The following is a 14,113-nucleotide window of genomic DNA, read 5'->3' as shown; positions in this document are numbered from 1 at the left end:
GCGCATGTCTGTCGATGATTTCACACGCGCAATCGAGGCAATCACCATCGCAGAACGTCCCGCCGCTATGGCCCGAGCCGTGCTAGTTGATGGTCAGAGCCAGTCCGATTGTGCCCGTGCTCTTGGCGTGTCGCGCAATGCCGTTTCTCTCGCGGTCAGCCGCGTGCGTGCGGCGCATGAAGCTGTCCCCGCCGGTTTTGAGCGGGTGATCGCCATTCTCCCGTCGCATCAAGCGTCAGTCGTCAAAGGCTGGCACGAACGCGCGCCCAAAACGGAGGCCGCACGATGAAAACCCTTGTTATCGCAAACCAGAAGGGCGGCGTTGGCAAGACTTCTACCCTTGTTCATCTGGCCTTTGACCTCGCTGAGCGGGGGCTAAAGGTGGCCGTAATCGATCTGGACACGCAGGGTAATGCCAGCTTCACCCTTGCCGTTCATAAGAGCGGGATCGACGCCAGCGGCTTGTTCACCAAGGCGGCAGAGTTTGACCTGGCTCCCATCGACAACATAGCCTTGATCGGCGCCGATGGGCGTCTGGCCGATCTTGAGAAGTTGGACTTGCAGGAGGCCGCAACCGCCTTCCGTAGTAGCGTCGCCGCGATCGAAGCGCAGGGCTTTGACGTTTGCCTGATCGATACAGCCCCTTCTCTTGGCAACGCCATGGCGTCGGCTCTGCTGGCGGCGGATTTTGTCGCCTCGCCGATTGAGCTTGAAGCCTACGCTTTGCAGGGCATCCAGAAGATGAACGCGACGATTGCGGCAATCCGCAAGGCCAATACCAAGCTGCAATTTCTTGGCATGATTCCGAGTAAAGTGGACGGGCGCAACCCGCGCCACACCCGGCATCTCGCCGAGCTAACTGCTGCCTATCCGGCGCTGATTATGCCGACCCCGATCGGCTATCGGAGTAGCATTGCAGACGCCCTTGCCTCGCATTGCCCCGTCTGGGAAATCCGCAAAACGTCAGCCCGCGCCGCTGCCAAGGAAGTGCGCGCTATGACCCAATATATTCACGATAAGATGGAGATCGCGTGATGGCTGAACCGACCGACGAGAAGAAGCCGGCGGCTAAGCCCGTCAAACCTGCCCGCAGGATGCCCGATGACGCCTTGCAGAGTTCAGGGGGTGGGTTTGGTGCCATAGGCGACCTTTCGGGCCTCCTTGCTGATCCTAGCGCCTCTGACGGCAAAACTGGAAGCGGCGGGCAGGCGGCCGAGATCGCGATGGAGTTGATCGAGGAAGACCCTCACCAGCCCCGCACCCATTTCGATCAAGCATCGCTTGAGGAGATGGCCGGCACGATTGCCCTGCGTGGCGTAAAAACCCCTATCTCGGTTCGTCCTCACCCGGAGCATGATGGCCGGTTCATCATCAACCACGGGGCGCGGCGCTTCCGCGCCTCCGGCCTTGCGGGCAAGACGACGATCCCGGCATTCGTGGACGCCGACTATACCGAGGCGGATCAGGTCATCGAGAACCTACAGCGCGACGCGCTCACGGCTCGCGAGATCGCTGATTTCATTGGCCGCGAACTGGCCAAGAAGGTGAAGAAGCAGGACATTGCCAAGGCGATCGGCAAGTCCAATGCGTATGTTACCCAACATGCCGCTTTGCTCGACCTGCCCGACCCGATCAGCGAGATTTTCCAGTCTGAGCGGTGCCGGGACGTAACGCTTATCAACGAGCTTGTCGGCCTTCACAAGAAGCACCCGGACGGCGTTAAGGAATGGTTGGACGACCCGGAGCAGGAGATCACGCGCGGGACGGTTCGCTTGCTCAAAGAATTTCTTAACTCGGGTGCGGGCGACGAAGGCGGCGAAGGGGAGGGGGGTGGACAACCCGAGCCTGCTCCGACCAAGGAAAAACCAGAGAAAGAGGTTGATCCCGACAAGCTGAAAAAGGCGATCGTCACCGTCGAGCATGATGGACGGCCCGGCCGCTTGTTGCTGAATCGACGCCCAAGTCGTGAAGGTTTGTCGTGGGTGAAATACGACGACGACGGGAGCGAGTTCGAGGCAGAGCTTGCCGATGTGAGGCTAGTTTCAATCATCGAAGGATGAGCCGACAGGCCCCGCGAAAGCGGGGCCTTTTTTCTTTTGTTACTTCGCATATACTCGACCCGGAATTTTAGCCGCTAAAATCCGAGGAGGCGTCGATGGTCGCAGTTTCGACCGAGGGGAACAGGCAGCCGCTTTCAAATGGGTCCGGCGATCCGGTCGCGGATGCTAATGGGCTGTTAGGGCTCGCCCGCAACATCGAAGACCAGCAAGAGGCCGAGATTGCGGCCCCGGGGGCGTCGGAGGAATATTCTACTGCCCTCGCTCAGATCATTGAGGAAAAGCAGGATCAAGCCAATAACATCGAGGATCGGCTTGAGAATATGATTGAGGCGCAAAGCGCCCGACTCCAACAGGTTCAAGGCAATCCGCCGGGCATCTTGGCAAGCGCTTCGACCCGCGCGAAATGGCAAGCGCAGGTCGCACAGGCGCAAGCGACTGTGCAGCTTCTACAGGCCCGGCTTGAGACAGTGCGAGAGATCAGGGACGGTATGACCGTCCACGGATCGAAAATCGAAGCCGTCGCGGCCGAGAAGCTGGAATATCGCGACCCAAAACTCGCAGAGGAGTTTGCCGAGCTACAGGAAGCCCGCCGGCTGCACGAAATCCATATGCGGCAGCAGCAGGGGAGGAAACAGGAAGAGCGGCAAGGCCTAATACATGAGGCGGCCCCATCGACCGGGCTCAGCTTGTCGCGTAGCTTGGGCCGAGTTGAAAAATAATTTGCCGCACCGGGGGGCATCATGCGACGTTATGCGATGATTGTGGGGGCCTTAGCCCTGTCCGGATGCGGCATCCCGTCAGACCCTACTAAAGGGCCAGTGGTGCTGCTGTGTGACGGCGAAGAGGTCGCAAAGGGGGCGAATGGGGATCAAGAGAAGGAGCGCAAGCGCGAGTTTTACCGGATCGACGGAGTTGCGCGGACGGCTGACACTTGGAACGACCAAGCGCAGAGCTTCAACACCGTGAGTAACGCTTTGGAGGTGAGCGCGACGGAGGCGCACTATTCGAGCAGTGGGCCAATCATCGCCGGGATGGGCTCCACCACCACGTTCGCGTTCGATCGCGTGACAGGACGCATGAAGCGGGAGTTTCTAGCGACTAATGGTGGCAGTGTGACGTTCACGGCTCAATGTAAAGCCGTGAAAGACCCGGCCAGCGCCACCAAGTTCTAGCAACCCTCAGAATTTCAGGATCGCCACCACGGCGAGGATGATCGCCGCGCCGATCGTCAGGCAGGAAGCAAGGAGGTTGCGGTTCGCAATAGCTCGCCCATCTGCCAATGGCTTCCCGAGCCCCTTGGAAACTTCGGCCGCTACGTCAGTCACCAGCTTCTTTGATGCTTCGGTCATCCGTTGCTTCATAGCGCGTTCCGACGCTTCGAGCGCCGCGTTCAAGATCGCTTCGGCCTTGTCGGTGATTTCCACCGTCCACCGGCTCGATAGGGCTTCAATCTCTGACTTGAACGCTTTAAGCTGCGCCTCTTGATTATCGGCGCTTTCAGCCGCCAACAGGGTGTTGATCGTTTGCAGGATGATTAGCGGATCATCTGGCGAGAGGGCGACACCGTGCCTTGCTGCTATTTCAGCGATCAAAGCACGGATGCGATCATGGTCGGCCATTAGATGATCGCCGCCTTGGTAAGTTCGCCGAAAACGGCATCCCGGAACCGGCCGAGGCGATGACGCTGCATAAGGGGGAGGGCCGCGTCATCCTTCGCCTCCTCGAAGGTCTTTCGATCGGCCAGCATATCGCGAATGTCAGCGCCAAAGGTTTCCCGCTTGAGATCGGGAAGCGTGACGATCGCTGCAACGCGATCCTTCAACTCGCGATATGCCTTCATTTGCTCGAACGACTTGCCCTCATGTTCGATCGGGCCGTGATAGGGGTTGAGCCAAACGACAATCGCAACACCGGGGAAGGCTTCCGCGATCGAGGCGAAGCCGGCGACGGTATCAACGAGCGATTGCCCCCCCACCACCAGAACATGCAGCACGAGCGTATGTCCGAGGTCAGCGATCACCGCTGGCACGGTATTGTCAAACATATAAGACGACAGCGGCGTGTAGGTGCTGGCCCCGCTATCGATGACAACGGAATCCTTTGTGCCCGCAACCAGCTCCATCATCGCGTCAAAATTCCGTGAGTTGATGTCGCCATTTTCGAGCAGCGCGATCTTCTTCGCGTTGAACGCTTTGAAGCCGGCAAACGTGGCGTTGGTTGGGTCCGTGTCGATGCAGAGAGGCGTTTCCCCGCGCGAGAGCAGGAATTGGGCGAGGAACGAAGCCGCAAGCGACTTGCCTACGCCGCCCTTACCTTGAAGGACGATATGGACGTTGCTCATAGGTAGTCTTCCTTCTTTGGGGAGTCGGGATGAGAGAACCGGGAGGGTTTCGGCCGAGGCGCTGGCTCGGGCTCATCGGGCTTAAGTGGGGCAGGGGGCGGCGGAGTCATGGGGGTAGCTTCTGGGGTCGCAACCAATGGACCAGCGGAAGCGCCCGGCGTGCGGATCAGGTCGCGGACATACTTGGCGAACCACTGGTAGCTGAAATCAATCCGGCCTTCCTCGACCAGCGCCTCCCAAATCTGCGTGACGGGCCACCCTTCGGCCATGGCTTCCGTCACGTCAGATTTGACCGCAAGGAACTTGGCCCGGTTGCGTCCCCCAGCGCCTCCGCTTGATCGAGCCGCGCGCTCCCGAAGACGCTCAACGAACGGCTTTGGGGGAGTGTCCTTCATCCGGTGCCAGCCTTTACCCAGAGTTTCAGAAGCGTTTCAGAACCGGCTCTTTGCAAAGCGGAACCGACGCGAAAACCTTTATCCGAAGCGAAGATCGCACATATCGGTTCCGCTTGCTAGGCTAAACAGCGGATAAAGTCGTTGTAAACGGTCCCTATCGGGTTCATATCTGGCGTCTAAACGTCGAAGACGGGGCAAGATAGGTGATGGAGGCATCCACGCAAGCGCGGACACCACCATCACAGTCCCTTATTCGCAGCGGGGCTGCTCAACGGGAATCTTGCTCTGCGAGGCCGTCGCTACCGCGACGAAGGGAGGTGAAGTTGGACGCCACGCCACCAAAGCGCCGCGAGCGGCACCACGTCAAAATCTGGTGCAGCCAAGAGGACAAAGCCCAGATCGAAACGCTCGCTCGCGAAGTCGGGATGAGCGCATCGAGCTACCTTCGCCTTGTGGGGATGGGGCACCAACCCCGAAGCATCATCGACGTTGAGCAGGCGCAGGAGCTTGTTCGCGTCAACGGCGACCTTGGCCGCCTTGGCGGGTTGTTGAAGCTATGGCTTACCGACGACACGAAGTTGGACGCGCTCAAGCCTGAAAACACCCCCGCTATCATCAGGGGCGTTCTCAAGCGGATCGAGGCGAACCAAGCGCAGATGGACGGCATCATAAAAGCCGTCCTGCGATCCCGTCAGAATTTTAGCGGCTAAAATTTGGACGCGGCATGATCGCCAAGCACAGCCCCATGAAGGTGACGCGAAAAAGCGATTTCGCCGGTTTGGTCCGCTACATCACTAGCGCGCAAGGTCGCGATGAGCGGGTTGGCGAGATCACCCTTACCAATTGCCACGCCAACGACCCCGAACGCGCCGCGCACGAGGTCATGCTTGTTCAGTCCGCGAACCAGCGATCCGCAGCGGACAAAACCTATCACCTGATCGTCTCCTTTCCGCCGGGGGAGCATCCTGACGGGGCCACGTTGCGGGACATAGAGGAGAGGATTTGCGCCGGGCTTGGCTATGGCGATCATCAGCGCGTCAGCGCCGTTCATCACGACACCGACCACACCCATATTCATATTGCGATCAACAAGGTTCACCCGCAGCGGCACACGATCCATTCCCCGTTGCGAGACTATCGGACGCTTGCCGAGATTTGCGAGCGGTTAGAGATCGAGCATGGCCTTGAGCGCGTCAATCATACCGCCCGGAAGCGGGGAGGTGAAACCCGAGCCGCTGATATGGAGCAGATCGCAGGAATAGAGAGCCTGATTGGATGGGTGCGGCGCACTTGCGCCGACCAGATGAAAGCGGCCGATAGCTGGCAGGCGCTTCATGCCACCTTGGCCGCGAACGGGCTGTCCATGCAGGCCCGTGGCAACGGCCTTGTAGTGATAGCCGGCGACGGGACCGCGATTAAGGCAAGCTCAATCGCCCGCGACCTGTCCAAGAAGGCACTGGAAACCCGGCTAGGGGCATTTGTCGCCGCAGACGGCACCCAACCCGCCCACACGCCCGAACGGCGCTATGAGGCCCGCCCAATGGCATCCCGTGCCGATACAGCGGCCCTATTCGCGGCCTATCAGGAACAGCAGGCAAGACGGCGCGACATTCGTAGCGCCGAACTCGCAGCCGCAGCGGCAAAGCGCACCGCCGCATTTGAGGCGGTGAAGCGCTCCGGCGACTTGAGACGCAGCGCGATCAAGCTCGCCGGGGGAACGGGCCTCACGCGGCGCATGTCCTATGCTTTGACTTCGCGCGCCACCAAGCAGGCGTTTGAGAAGATCGGCACCGCTTACCAGCGAGAGCGTGCGAAGATCGCCGAACGGAACGAGCGGAAGGGCTGGCACGAATGGTTGCAGGCTGAAGCCAAGGCCGGAAATGTCGAGGCGCTGGCGGCCCTTCGCGCGCGAGAAGGGCGCAAGCACAAGCCTGCTAACGCCGTGCAGGCAAGCGCGGGCGTCTCGCATGGGATCAGCTCGACCGAGCGTGCCGACCACATCACCAAGCGCGGGACCATTATCTATCGCACCCCCGGCGCAGCCGTTCGCGATGACGGCGACAGCCTTCATGTCTCACGAGGCGCGGAGGTGGAGGGCATCACTGCCGCGCTTCGGATTGCGCGCGAGCGCTACGGCGAAGAATTGTCGATCGCCGGAAGCGCAGAATTTAAGGAGCGCGTCGCACAAGCCGCAGCGCGCGCCGCACTCCCAATCCGGTTTGACGATCCCGAGCTTGAGCGCCGTCGCTTGGCGCTTGTTGCCAACCCAGCACCGCAGGAGGCCGACCATGGCAGAGAAGACGTTGGACGAGGAAATAGAGGAGGCAATGCGTCTGGTGGACGGGAGCGGCACGCAGGAGCCGCCCGAACCGCCACCAGCGCCAGCGCAGCCGGCGACGGCACTGGACAGCCAGGTATCGCCCGAGGCGACACCCGAGGAGCCGTCCCCGGCCGCCGAGCAGGCCGAGGAACCCGAGGAGCCCGAGGGTCTACAGGTGGCAAGCCGAACATTGGTCGCGTTGGACGAAGCCCGCCGCCCGAGGCCCGAGATCGCGTGCGGAACTTGTCCGAACTCGGTGTGGTTCGCCACGCCGAACGACCTTCGCTGCTATTGCCGCGTAATGTTCGTGCAGACGTGGACGGCCGAGAAGCCGGGCGAGATCGTCTCTTGCGATGGGATGTTTCTGGGTCAGGAATGACGCCAAAGGCGAGCAGCCCCGCAGAGAAATACATAGCGGAGAGAGAGGGCAAACGCCTCGCCGGAATGGATATACCGAAACATCGGGCTTTCGAGCAGACTAACGATCCGCTATTCTATGCCGGAACAAGAGACGTGGAGGGCCAGAAGTTGGCCCTTCTACGGCGCGGCGATGAAATCATGGTTCAGCCGATCGATGCCACCAGCGCGGCGCGAGCCGCCAGATTGGCGATCGGCGACAAGATTGAAATCGCAACAGATGGAACCGTGAAGCGCAGAGGACGGACCCGATGACCACCCCCCGCCGACAGGAGAAGGCCGCATGAGGAGCAAGCGCAACAATGCAGTCGGCCCGCAGGTCCGCACCCGAGGGCGCAAAGGCGGACAGTCGCAGGGGAGGGCGCTGCTCGCCTTCATAGTGGTGGCGTTTATTGTCGGAGGCTTGTGGACGGCCACACAGATTTTCGCGCACGCGATGGCCTATCAGGCAACCTTGGGGCCGAACACGAACCATATCTATGCGCCATGGCGGATCATCACATGGTTCACGCGCTGGCAGGCTGTTCCCAATCTCAAACAGGCTTTCGGGAAGTCCATCGGGATCGGGATGGTGGTGGCTGTCTCTGGCCTGATCGTGGCAGCGGTCGCAAAAGCGGCCATGTCCAAGCGAGGGAAGGGCAACGAGTTTCTACACGGCTCCGCACGATGGGCCGACATGAAAGACATTCGTGAGGCCAGCCTGATCGAAAACGATGGCGTCTATGTCGGGGCCTACGAGGACAAGAGTGGGAACGTCACCTACCTTCGCCACGCCGGCCCAGAGCATGTTTTAACCTACGCACCGACCAGATCGGGCAAGGGCGTCGGGCTTGTCATCCCCACGCTGCTATCGTGGAAACACAGCACCGTCGTAGCCGATTTGAAAGGCGAGTTATGGGCGCTGACGGCAGGATGGCGGAAGCAACACGCCAATCAGATCGTCATGCGGTTTGAACCCGCATCATCGCGGGGGAGCGCCCGTTGGAACCCGCTGGACGAAATCCGCGTCGGCACCGATTACGAGGTTGGCGACGTTCAGAACATTGCGACCCTGATAGTCGATCCAGACGGCAAAGGGCTGGAAGGCCATTGGCCCAAGGTGGCGCGTGCCCTGCTAGTCGGCGTCATCCTTCATGCCATCTACAAGGCGAAGCAAGGCGGCCCAGCGGCGACGCTTGCCGAGGTTGACCGGCTGCTATCCGATCCGAGCCGGCCCCTTAGCGCCCTCTGGCAAGAGATGATGAGCTTTAGCCATTTACCGGGCGGGAAGGTGCATCATGTCGTCGCACAGTCCGCGCAGGATATTATGACCAAGCCGGAGGAGGAGGCGGGCTCGACAATCTCGACCGCAAAATCCTACATCGAGCTTTATCGCGATCCGGTTGTGGCGACCAACACGTCAGCGTCAGACTTCGCGATCCGCGACCTGATGAATCACGACACGCCGGTCAGCCTCTATATCATCACCCAGCCCACCGATAAGAACCGGCTCCGGCCCCTTGTCCGCCTCATGCTGAATATGATGGTCCGCGTACTCGCCCCCAAACAGGAGTTCGAGGACGGGCGCGTGAAGGCCAATTACAAGCACCGGCTGCTATTTATGATCGATGAGTTTCCCAGCTTGGGGAAGCTAGAGATCATTCAGGAGAGCTTGGCGTTCGCCGCAGGCTATGGCCTCAAATTCTACCTCATTTGTCAGGACATCAACCAGCTACGCAGCCGCGAAACCGGCTATGGGCATGACGAGCTAGTCACGTCCAACTGCCACGTTCAGAACGCCTATCCGCCGAACCGGCTTGAGACGGCCGAACACCTGTCCAAGATGACCGGGCAAACCACCATCCTCAAAGAGCAGATTACGACCAGCAAGAACCGAGGGGGCGGTTGGTTTTCCGGTTCGGAATCCCGAACCGTTCAGGAAACCCAGAGACCGCTTCTCACCCCCGACGAGTGCTTGCGGATGCCGGGGCCGAAAAAGGACGCCGAGGGTAACATTGTGAAGCCCGGCGATATGCTCCTCTATATGGCCGGTTTTCCGATGATCTATGGGAAGCAGCCGCTTTACTTCAAAGACCCGACCTTCCTTGCCCGCGCTAAAGTCCCGGCACCGATCAAGAGCGACCTGATCCGCACCGGCAAGGGCGCGCCCAGCGCGAACCCCGGAAACGATGAAGGGGACGAGCCGCTTGCGCCCGTTCGGGTGAAGCTGTGAAGCGCCCCAGCTTCAAAACCGTGGGCCGTTATGCGGCCATCACCGTCTTCGCAGCGTCGATCGTCAGTGTTGGGGGAGCCGCCGGGGGCGTGCGCGTCAACATGACGCCGAGCATTCCCCTTGGAATTTACCGGACGAGTAGCGAACCGATCCACAAGGGGGCCTATGTGATGTTCTGCCCGCCCGAAAAGGACGTTTTCCGCCTCGCCTTGAAGCGCCGCTATATCGACCCCGGCAACTGCCCGGTTGGCAGCTATCCGATGATGAAGCGGATTTTAGCGGCTAAAAATGACCGGGTTGAGATTGGCCCCAAAGGCGTCTCCATCAATGGCGTTTTAGTCCCCGACAGCAAGCCCCGAGCCAAGGACGGAGCGGGCCGACCGCTTCCCCGCTATGTCGCATCCGGTTTTGTAAGGCCGGGCAGCTTCATCGTTTTGGGGGAGAACCCGGTTTCATTCGACAGCCGCTATTATGGGCCAATCGCGGGCGAGCAGATTACCACCGTCATCCATCCGATTGTGACATGGTGAGGGGCTGACGATGAGTGGAGAGATAGTCGTCATCGCCGAGAAGCCGGAGCTTGCCCGCGCCATCGCCGAGGGTTTGGGAGGGGGAAGCCGCAAAGACGGCTTCATTGATTGCGGACAGCATTACGTCACATGGGCGATCGGCCACATGCTTGAGCTTGTGGACCCGGAAGACCCGTGGACGATGGCGGGATTGCCGATCAGCTTCATCCCATGGGAGAAGCGGCCTGTTCCAAAAACGGCCGCCCAGCTTCGCGTAATCCGCACTCTGTTGAAGGGAGCGCGCAGCGTCATCCATGCCGGCGATCCCGACGACGAAGGCCAGCTTATCGTTGACGAGATTTTGGAGCACGCCGGTAGCCGGCTCCCGGTCAAACGGCTGTTGGTCAACGACTACAACTTGAAAATTGTACAGCGCGCGCTTGCTACGATGAAGGACAACCGGGAGTTCGCCGGAATGTCCGCAGCGGCCGAGGCCCGCAGCGTCGGCGACCTTCTCTATGGCGTGAACATGACCCGCGCTTACACGCTGGCAGCGCAGGCGAAGGGCTATCAGGGGGTTCTTAGCGTCGGGCGCGTGCAAACCCCGATCCTTGGCCTTGTGGTTCGCCGGGACCGAGAGTTCGCCGCTCACACCAAGGGCTATTATTACACCGTCACCGGCCAGTTTGAGTTTGGGGCACACGCCTTTCCAGCGCGCTACCAGATCGTTGACGGCGATCCGGTCGATGACAAGGGCCGGCTTTCCGATGAGGCGCACGCGCGCGCTATCGCCGCAGCGGTGACAGGCAAGCCGGCGCGGATTGTCAGCGCCACCACGACGGCCAAAGAGGCGGCCCCGCCGCTCCCCTATAATCTGTTGAAGCTGCAAACCGATGCGTCCCGCAAATTCGGTTTCAAGCCGGATCAGGTGAAGGACATTACGCAGGCCCTTCGCGAGAAATACCGGCTGATTACCTACAACCGGAGCGACAGCGAATATCTTAGCGACGAGCAGCATGGGGATGCAGCCAGCGTCCTCGCTGCGATCGGGGCGACGGCCCCCGTGCTGGCGGCTCCGGTCCAGCGAGCCGACCCGGCTATCAAGAGCCGAGCATTTAACAGCGCCAAGGTATCGGCCCACCACGCGATCATTCCGACCGAGGCAACGGCCGACCTTTCGGCGTTGTCCGACGCGGAGCAGAAAATCTATCTCTTGATCGCGCGCGCCTACGTCGCGCAGTTCTGGCCGAGCCACCAATACGATCAGACCGAAATTGTAGTGGAGGCCGAGGGGCGGCGGTTCGCGGCCAAGGGCAAGATCACAACGCGACCGGGCTGGACCGTCCTCTATAAGAACGACGTCGGCAACGAAGACCTTGCCGACGATGAGGAGGCGCTTGCGCTTGACCTTCGTGCGATCGGCACCGGGCAGGCTGGCACATGCGCCAGCGCCAGCGCCGACCAGCAGGAGACGAAACCGAGGCCGCTCTACACCATGGCGACCTTGCTTTCGGACCTTACGCGCGTCGCGAAATATGTCCGCGACGATCGGTTGCGGAAGCTCTTGATCGAGAAGGACAAGGGAAAGGCCGGCGAGCATGGCGGGATCGGCACCCCAGCAACGCGGGATAGCATCATCGCAACCTTGTTCGACCGGGGTTTCTTGATCGAAAAGGGGAAGAACGTCATCAGCACGCCACAGGCGCGCGACTTCTACGACGCCCTCCCAGACCAAGCCAAATACCCCGATATGACGGCCATCTGGCACGAGCAGCAGCGCGCCATTGCCGCAGGAACGAAAGACACCCTTTCGTTCGTCCAAACCCTTTCGGAATATGTCGCGCGCGAGGTTGCGTCGGTCAAAGAGCATGGGCTGGCGATCAAGACCGACGCCCCGCCTTGCCCGACGTGCAGCCGGCCCCTTCGCCGCATGAAGGGCAGAAACGGGCACTTTTGGTCCTGCACAGGCTACGCCGAAGGCTGTAAATTCACGGCCAACGATAAGGCTGGCAAGCCCGTGTTGACCAAGGCCGAACCGCCGACCGTCTCCGTCAAGCACAAGTGCATGACATGCGGCAAAGGGCTGGTTCGCCGTCCATCCCGCAAAAAGAAGAACAGCTTTTGGTGGAGTTGCAGCGGATATCCCGACTGCAAACAGACCTATTTCGACGCCAATGGGAAGCCTGATTACAGCAAAGGAAACGCAGCATGAGCGAGGATATCAAGCCGATCGAGGCGGTAAGCGCCGATGAGATTATCCGCCGCAAGCTCCTAGATGCCGAGGTGCCGGGAGCCGTCGTCTATTTCGATCCCGAGGAGGCCGACCGAGCCGGCGCATTTGTCGAGGATGCCTTGAGCGAGGCCGACGCACGCGAGGCCGAGGAGGGTTTGGACCTTCCCGCGCCCCAGCAGCCCGAACGCAGCAAGCTCAGCTTGTTCGCCGCAGCCCGCAACGACTAAACGCCGGAGGCACGCATGGCCGAGGAAAAGAAGCCGTTTCACGAGCGCGTCGCAGAGAAGATCATCGACCAGCTAAAGGCGGGGACAGCCCCTTGGCAGCGACCTTGGAACCCGGCCGAGGCGGGCGAAGGAGGTTCGATCCTCCCGATGAACCCGACCACCGGGAAGCGCTATCGCGGCGTCAACATCGTGAACCTCATGGCCGAAGGGCACGAGGATAACCGCTGGATGACATACAAGCAGGCCGCCGCAACCGGCGCACAGGTGCGGAAAGGCGAGAAGGGAACGCTGGTCCAATACTGGAAATTCGATGACGAGCAGACGCTAAAGGACGAGCAAGGCCGCCCGGTAAAAGACGCCGAGGGCAAGACGATGACGGTTCGCGTGGAGCTTGAGCGACCGCGCCCATTCTACGCCGTCGTGTTCAATGCCGAGCAGATCGATGGCCTTCCTCCGCGCACACCGCCCAAACCCCCAGAATGGAACCCGATCGAACGGGCCGACGCCCTCTTGCGCGCTTCGCGGGCCGACATTCAGGAGCGCCCCGGCAACCGCGCGTTTTATTCCCCGGCGCTGGACACCATCGTTGTGCCGGAGCGCTCGCAGTTCGAGAGCGCAGACCGATTTTACGCCACGGCACTTCACGAGGCAGGCCATTGGAGCGGCCACCCGACCCGGCTTGACCGCGATTTGTCCCACCCATTCGGGTCTGAGGGGTATGCCAAGGAGGAGCTTCGGGCCGAGATCGCCAGCATGATTTTAGGGGACGAGCTACAGATCGGGCACGATCCCGAGCAGCACGTCGCCTATGTTGGGTCATGGATCAAAGTGCTTGAAGACGATCCAATGGAGATCGTCCGCGCCTGTGCCGACGCGGAGAAAATTAACACCTATATGCTCGCATTCGAGCAGAAGCGGGTTCAGGAGCAATCCGTTCAGACGGTAGAGCCCGCGTCGATCGACGCCCCGGCCGATCAGGACGAGGCGAACCGGCGCGCTGCGATGGCGATGCCGATCGCGGCGGTGCTGCACGCCCCCGACCATGATTTCAGCCACTATCACAGCTATAATCACAGCTACGATCCGACCATTGGCGCGCCGTTCGCCAGCTTGGACGAGGCCCTTGCGAAAGCCGGCATGGGCCGGATCGGCGATATAGTTGGCGACCAGAGCCGCGATTATGGGGCGATGCTGGAAACGGCGATAGAGCGCCTTTCCACGGTGTTTGGGATCGCGGTTGACGACGAAACCATGAGCAATGCCTATCTTGAGCGGAAGGGGTTGGCCGGTGCGTTCGCCGAGGCGGGCGAGCGCCTGATCCAGTCCCCGGCCCCGGCGATTGAGCCGGCGTCTGTCACCAGCGGCCAGATCGCCGAGGTGCCGACGCCTATCAACGTCT

Annotated in this window: 15 protein-coding genes; 12 read left to right on the top strand and 3 right to left on the bottom strand. The window is 60.9% G+C overall.

The window, feature by feature from the left end; translation table 11 throughout:
* Positions 1 to 4 precede the first annotated feature (4 nt).
* The 5 genes from AC3EC3_RS18115 to AC3EC3_RS18095 all read left to right on the top strand — a co-directional run bounded on the left by AC3EC3_RS18115 (position 5) and on the right by AC3EC3_RS18095 (position 3,232).
* Positions 5 to 289, top strand: coding sequence for a TrfB-related DNA-binding protein (locus tag AC3EC3_RS18115; RefSeq protein ID WP_488490998.1), 285 nt, complete (start codon positions 5 to 7; stop codon positions 287 to 289).
* Positions 286 to 1,035: a ParA family protein gene (locus AC3EC3_RS18110; RefSeq protein WP_488490997.1), complete on the top strand. Its 750-nt coding sequence runs from the start codon at positions 286 to 288 to the stop codon at positions 1,033 to 1,035. Before AC3EC3_RS18115 ends, AC3EC3_RS18110 begins: the two co-directional genes overlap by 4 nt.
* Positions 1,035 to 2,060 carry a ParB/RepB/Spo0J family partition protein gene (locus AC3EC3_RS18105; protein ID WP_488490996.1) on the top strand — a complete coding sequence of 342 codons (1,026 nt, stop codon included), beginning with the start codon at positions 1,035 to 1,037 and terminating at the stop codon, positions 2,058 to 2,060. The genes AC3EC3_RS18110 and AC3EC3_RS18105 overlap by 1 nt, the downstream gene beginning before the upstream one ends.
* A 95-nt stretch (positions 2,061 to 2,155) precedes the next feature.
* Positions 2,156 to 2,779 carry an IncP plasmid survival protein KfrC family protein gene (locus tag AC3EC3_RS18100; RefSeq protein WP_488490995.1) on the top strand — a complete coding sequence of 208 codons (624 nt, stop codon included), beginning with the start codon at positions 2,156 to 2,158 and terminating at the stop codon, positions 2,777 to 2,779.
* A 21-nt stretch (positions 2,780 to 2,800) separates the two neighbouring features.
* A complete protein-coding gene (locus AC3EC3_RS18095) occupies positions 2,801 to 3,232 on the top strand; it encodes a hypothetical protein (protein ID WP_488490994.1) in 432 nt (143 codons plus the stop codon).
* A gap of 6 nt (positions 3,233 to 3,238) precedes the next feature.
* Here the strand turns inward: AC3EC3_RS18095 and AC3EC3_RS18090 are convergent, their stop codons facing one another.
* Genes AC3EC3_RS18090 through AC3EC3_RS18080 form a run of 3 tightly spaced genes read right to left on the bottom strand, consistent with a single transcriptional unit; the run spans position 3,239 to position 4,796 of the window.
* Complete coding sequence (locus AC3EC3_RS18090; RefSeq protein ID WP_488490993.1) at positions 3,239 to 3,679, bottom strand: conjugal transfer protein TraM; 441 nt, start codon at positions 3,677 to 3,679, stop codon at positions 3,239 to 3,241.
* Complete coding sequence (locus AC3EC3_RS18085; RefSeq protein ID WP_488490992.1) at positions 3,679 to 4,401, bottom strand: nucleotide-binding protein; 723 nt, start codon at positions 4,399 to 4,401, stop codon at positions 3,679 to 3,681. Before AC3EC3_RS18085 ends, AC3EC3_RS18090 begins: the two co-directional genes overlap by 1 nt.
* Positions 4,398 to 4,796, bottom strand: coding sequence for a TraK family protein (locus tag AC3EC3_RS18080; protein WP_488490991.1), 399 nt, complete (start codon positions 4,794 to 4,796; stop codon positions 4,398 to 4,400). Before AC3EC3_RS18080 ends, AC3EC3_RS18085 begins: the two co-directional genes overlap by 4 nt.
* A gap of 323 nt (positions 4,797 to 5,119) precedes the next feature.
* Here AC3EC3_RS18080 and AC3EC3_RS18075 point away from each other — a divergent pair, with 323 nt between their 5' ends.
* The 7 genes from AC3EC3_RS18075 to AC3EC3_RS18045 form a co-directional block, all read left to right on the top strand.
* On the top strand, positions 5,120 to 5,506 hold the full coding sequence (locus AC3EC3_RS18075; protein ID WP_488490990.1) for a plasmid mobilization protein: 387 nt from the start codon (positions 5,120 to 5,122) through the stop codon (positions 5,504 to 5,506).
* Positions 5,507 to 5,520: 14 nt separating this feature from the next.
* Entirely contained in the window at positions 5,521 to 7,788 is a 2,268-nt protein-coding gene (gene traI, locus AC3EC3_RS18070; RefSeq protein ID WP_488490989.1) for a TraI/MobA(P) family conjugative relaxase, read from the top strand.
* A 28-nt stretch (positions 7,789 to 7,816) separates the two neighbouring features.
* The gene (locus AC3EC3_RS18065; RefSeq protein WP_488490988.1) at positions 7,817 to 9,745 is read left to right on the top strand and encodes a type IV secretory system conjugative DNA transfer family protein; all 1,929 of its coding nucleotides are present in this window, start codon (positions 7,817 to 7,819) and stop codon (positions 9,743 to 9,745) included.
* Positions 9,742 to 10,275 (top strand): conjugative transfer signal peptidase TraF, encoded by a 534-nt coding sequence (traF, locus tag AC3EC3_RS18060; protein ID WP_488490987.1) that lies wholly within the window; start codon positions 9,742 to 9,744, stop codon positions 10,273 to 10,275. Before AC3EC3_RS18065 ends, traF begins: the two co-directional genes overlap by 4 nt.
* A gap of 10 nt (positions 10,276 to 10,285) precedes the next feature.
* Positions 10,286 to 12,466: a DNA topoisomerase 3 gene (locus AC3EC3_RS18055; protein WP_488490986.1), complete on the top strand. Its 2,181-nt coding sequence runs from the start codon at positions 10,286 to 10,288 to the stop codon at positions 12,464 to 12,466.
* Positions 12,463 to 12,714: a conjugal transfer protein gene (locus AC3EC3_RS18050; RefSeq protein WP_488490985.1), complete on the top strand. Its 252-nt coding sequence runs from the start codon at positions 12,463 to 12,465 to the stop codon at positions 12,712 to 12,714. Before AC3EC3_RS18055 ends, AC3EC3_RS18050 begins: the two co-directional genes overlap by 4 nt.
* 15 nt (positions 12,715 to 12,729) lie before the next feature.
* On the top strand, positions 12,730 to 14,113 hold a 1,384-nt coding region (locus AC3EC3_RS18045; RefSeq protein ID WP_488490984.1), incomplete at its 3' end, for an ArdC family protein.

It is taken from the genome of Novosphingobium sp. BAM6 (assembly GCF_057784955.1).
This window is presented reverse-complemented; position numbering and strand designations above follow the sequence as displayed.

What these genes read in the sequence shown, in the direction of transcription:
- AC3EC3_RS18055 (WP_488490986.1), top strand. Translation starts at nt 10,286, where the DNA reads ATGAGTGGAGAGATAGTCGTCATCGCCGAGAAGCCGGAGCTTGCCCGC.
- AC3EC3_RS18080 (WP_488490991.1), bottom strand. Translation starts at nt 4,796, where the DNA reads ATGAAGGACACTCCCCCAAAGCCGTTCGTTGAGCGTCTTCGGGAGCGC.
- AC3EC3_RS18095 (WP_488490994.1), top strand. Translation starts at nt 2,801, where the DNA reads ATGCGACGTTATGCGATGATTGTGGGGGCCTTAGCCCTGTCCGGATGC.
- AC3EC3_RS18105 (WP_488490996.1), top strand. Translation starts at nt 1,035, where the DNA reads ATGGCTGAACCGACCGACGAGAAGAAGCCGGCGGCTAAGCCCGTCAAA.
- AC3EC3_RS18110 (WP_488490997.1), top strand. Translation starts at nt 286, where the DNA reads ATGAAAACCCTTGTTATCGCAAACCAGAAGGGCGGCGTTGGCAAGACT.
- AC3EC3_RS18085 (WP_488490992.1), bottom strand. Translation starts at nt 4,401, where the DNA reads ATGAGCAACGTCCATATCGTCCTTCAAGGTAAGGGCGGCGTAGGCAAG.
- AC3EC3_RS18100 (WP_488490995.1), top strand. Translation starts at nt 2,156, where the DNA reads ATGGTCGCAGTTTCGACCGAGGGGAACAGGCAGCCGCTTTCAAATGGG.
- AC3EC3_RS18065 (WP_488490988.1), top strand. Translation starts at nt 7,817, where the DNA reads ATGAGGAGCAAGCGCAACAATGCAGTCGGCCCGCAGGTCCGCACCCGA.
- traI (WP_488490989.1), top strand. Translation starts at nt 5,521, where the DNA reads ATGATCGCCAAGCACAGCCCCATGAAGGTGACGCGAAAAAGCGATTTC.
- AC3EC3_RS18050 (WP_488490985.1), top strand. Translation starts at nt 12,463, where the DNA reads ATGAGCGAGGATATCAAGCCGATCGAGGCGGTAAGCGCCGATGAGATT.
- AC3EC3_RS18115 (WP_488490998.1), top strand. Translation starts at nt 5, where the DNA reads ATGTCTGTCGATGATTTCACACGCGCAATCGAGGCAATCACCATCGCA.
- AC3EC3_RS18090 (WP_488490993.1), bottom strand. Translation starts at nt 3,679, where the DNA reads ATGGCCGACCATGATCGCATCCGTGCTTTGATCGCTGAAATAGCAGCA.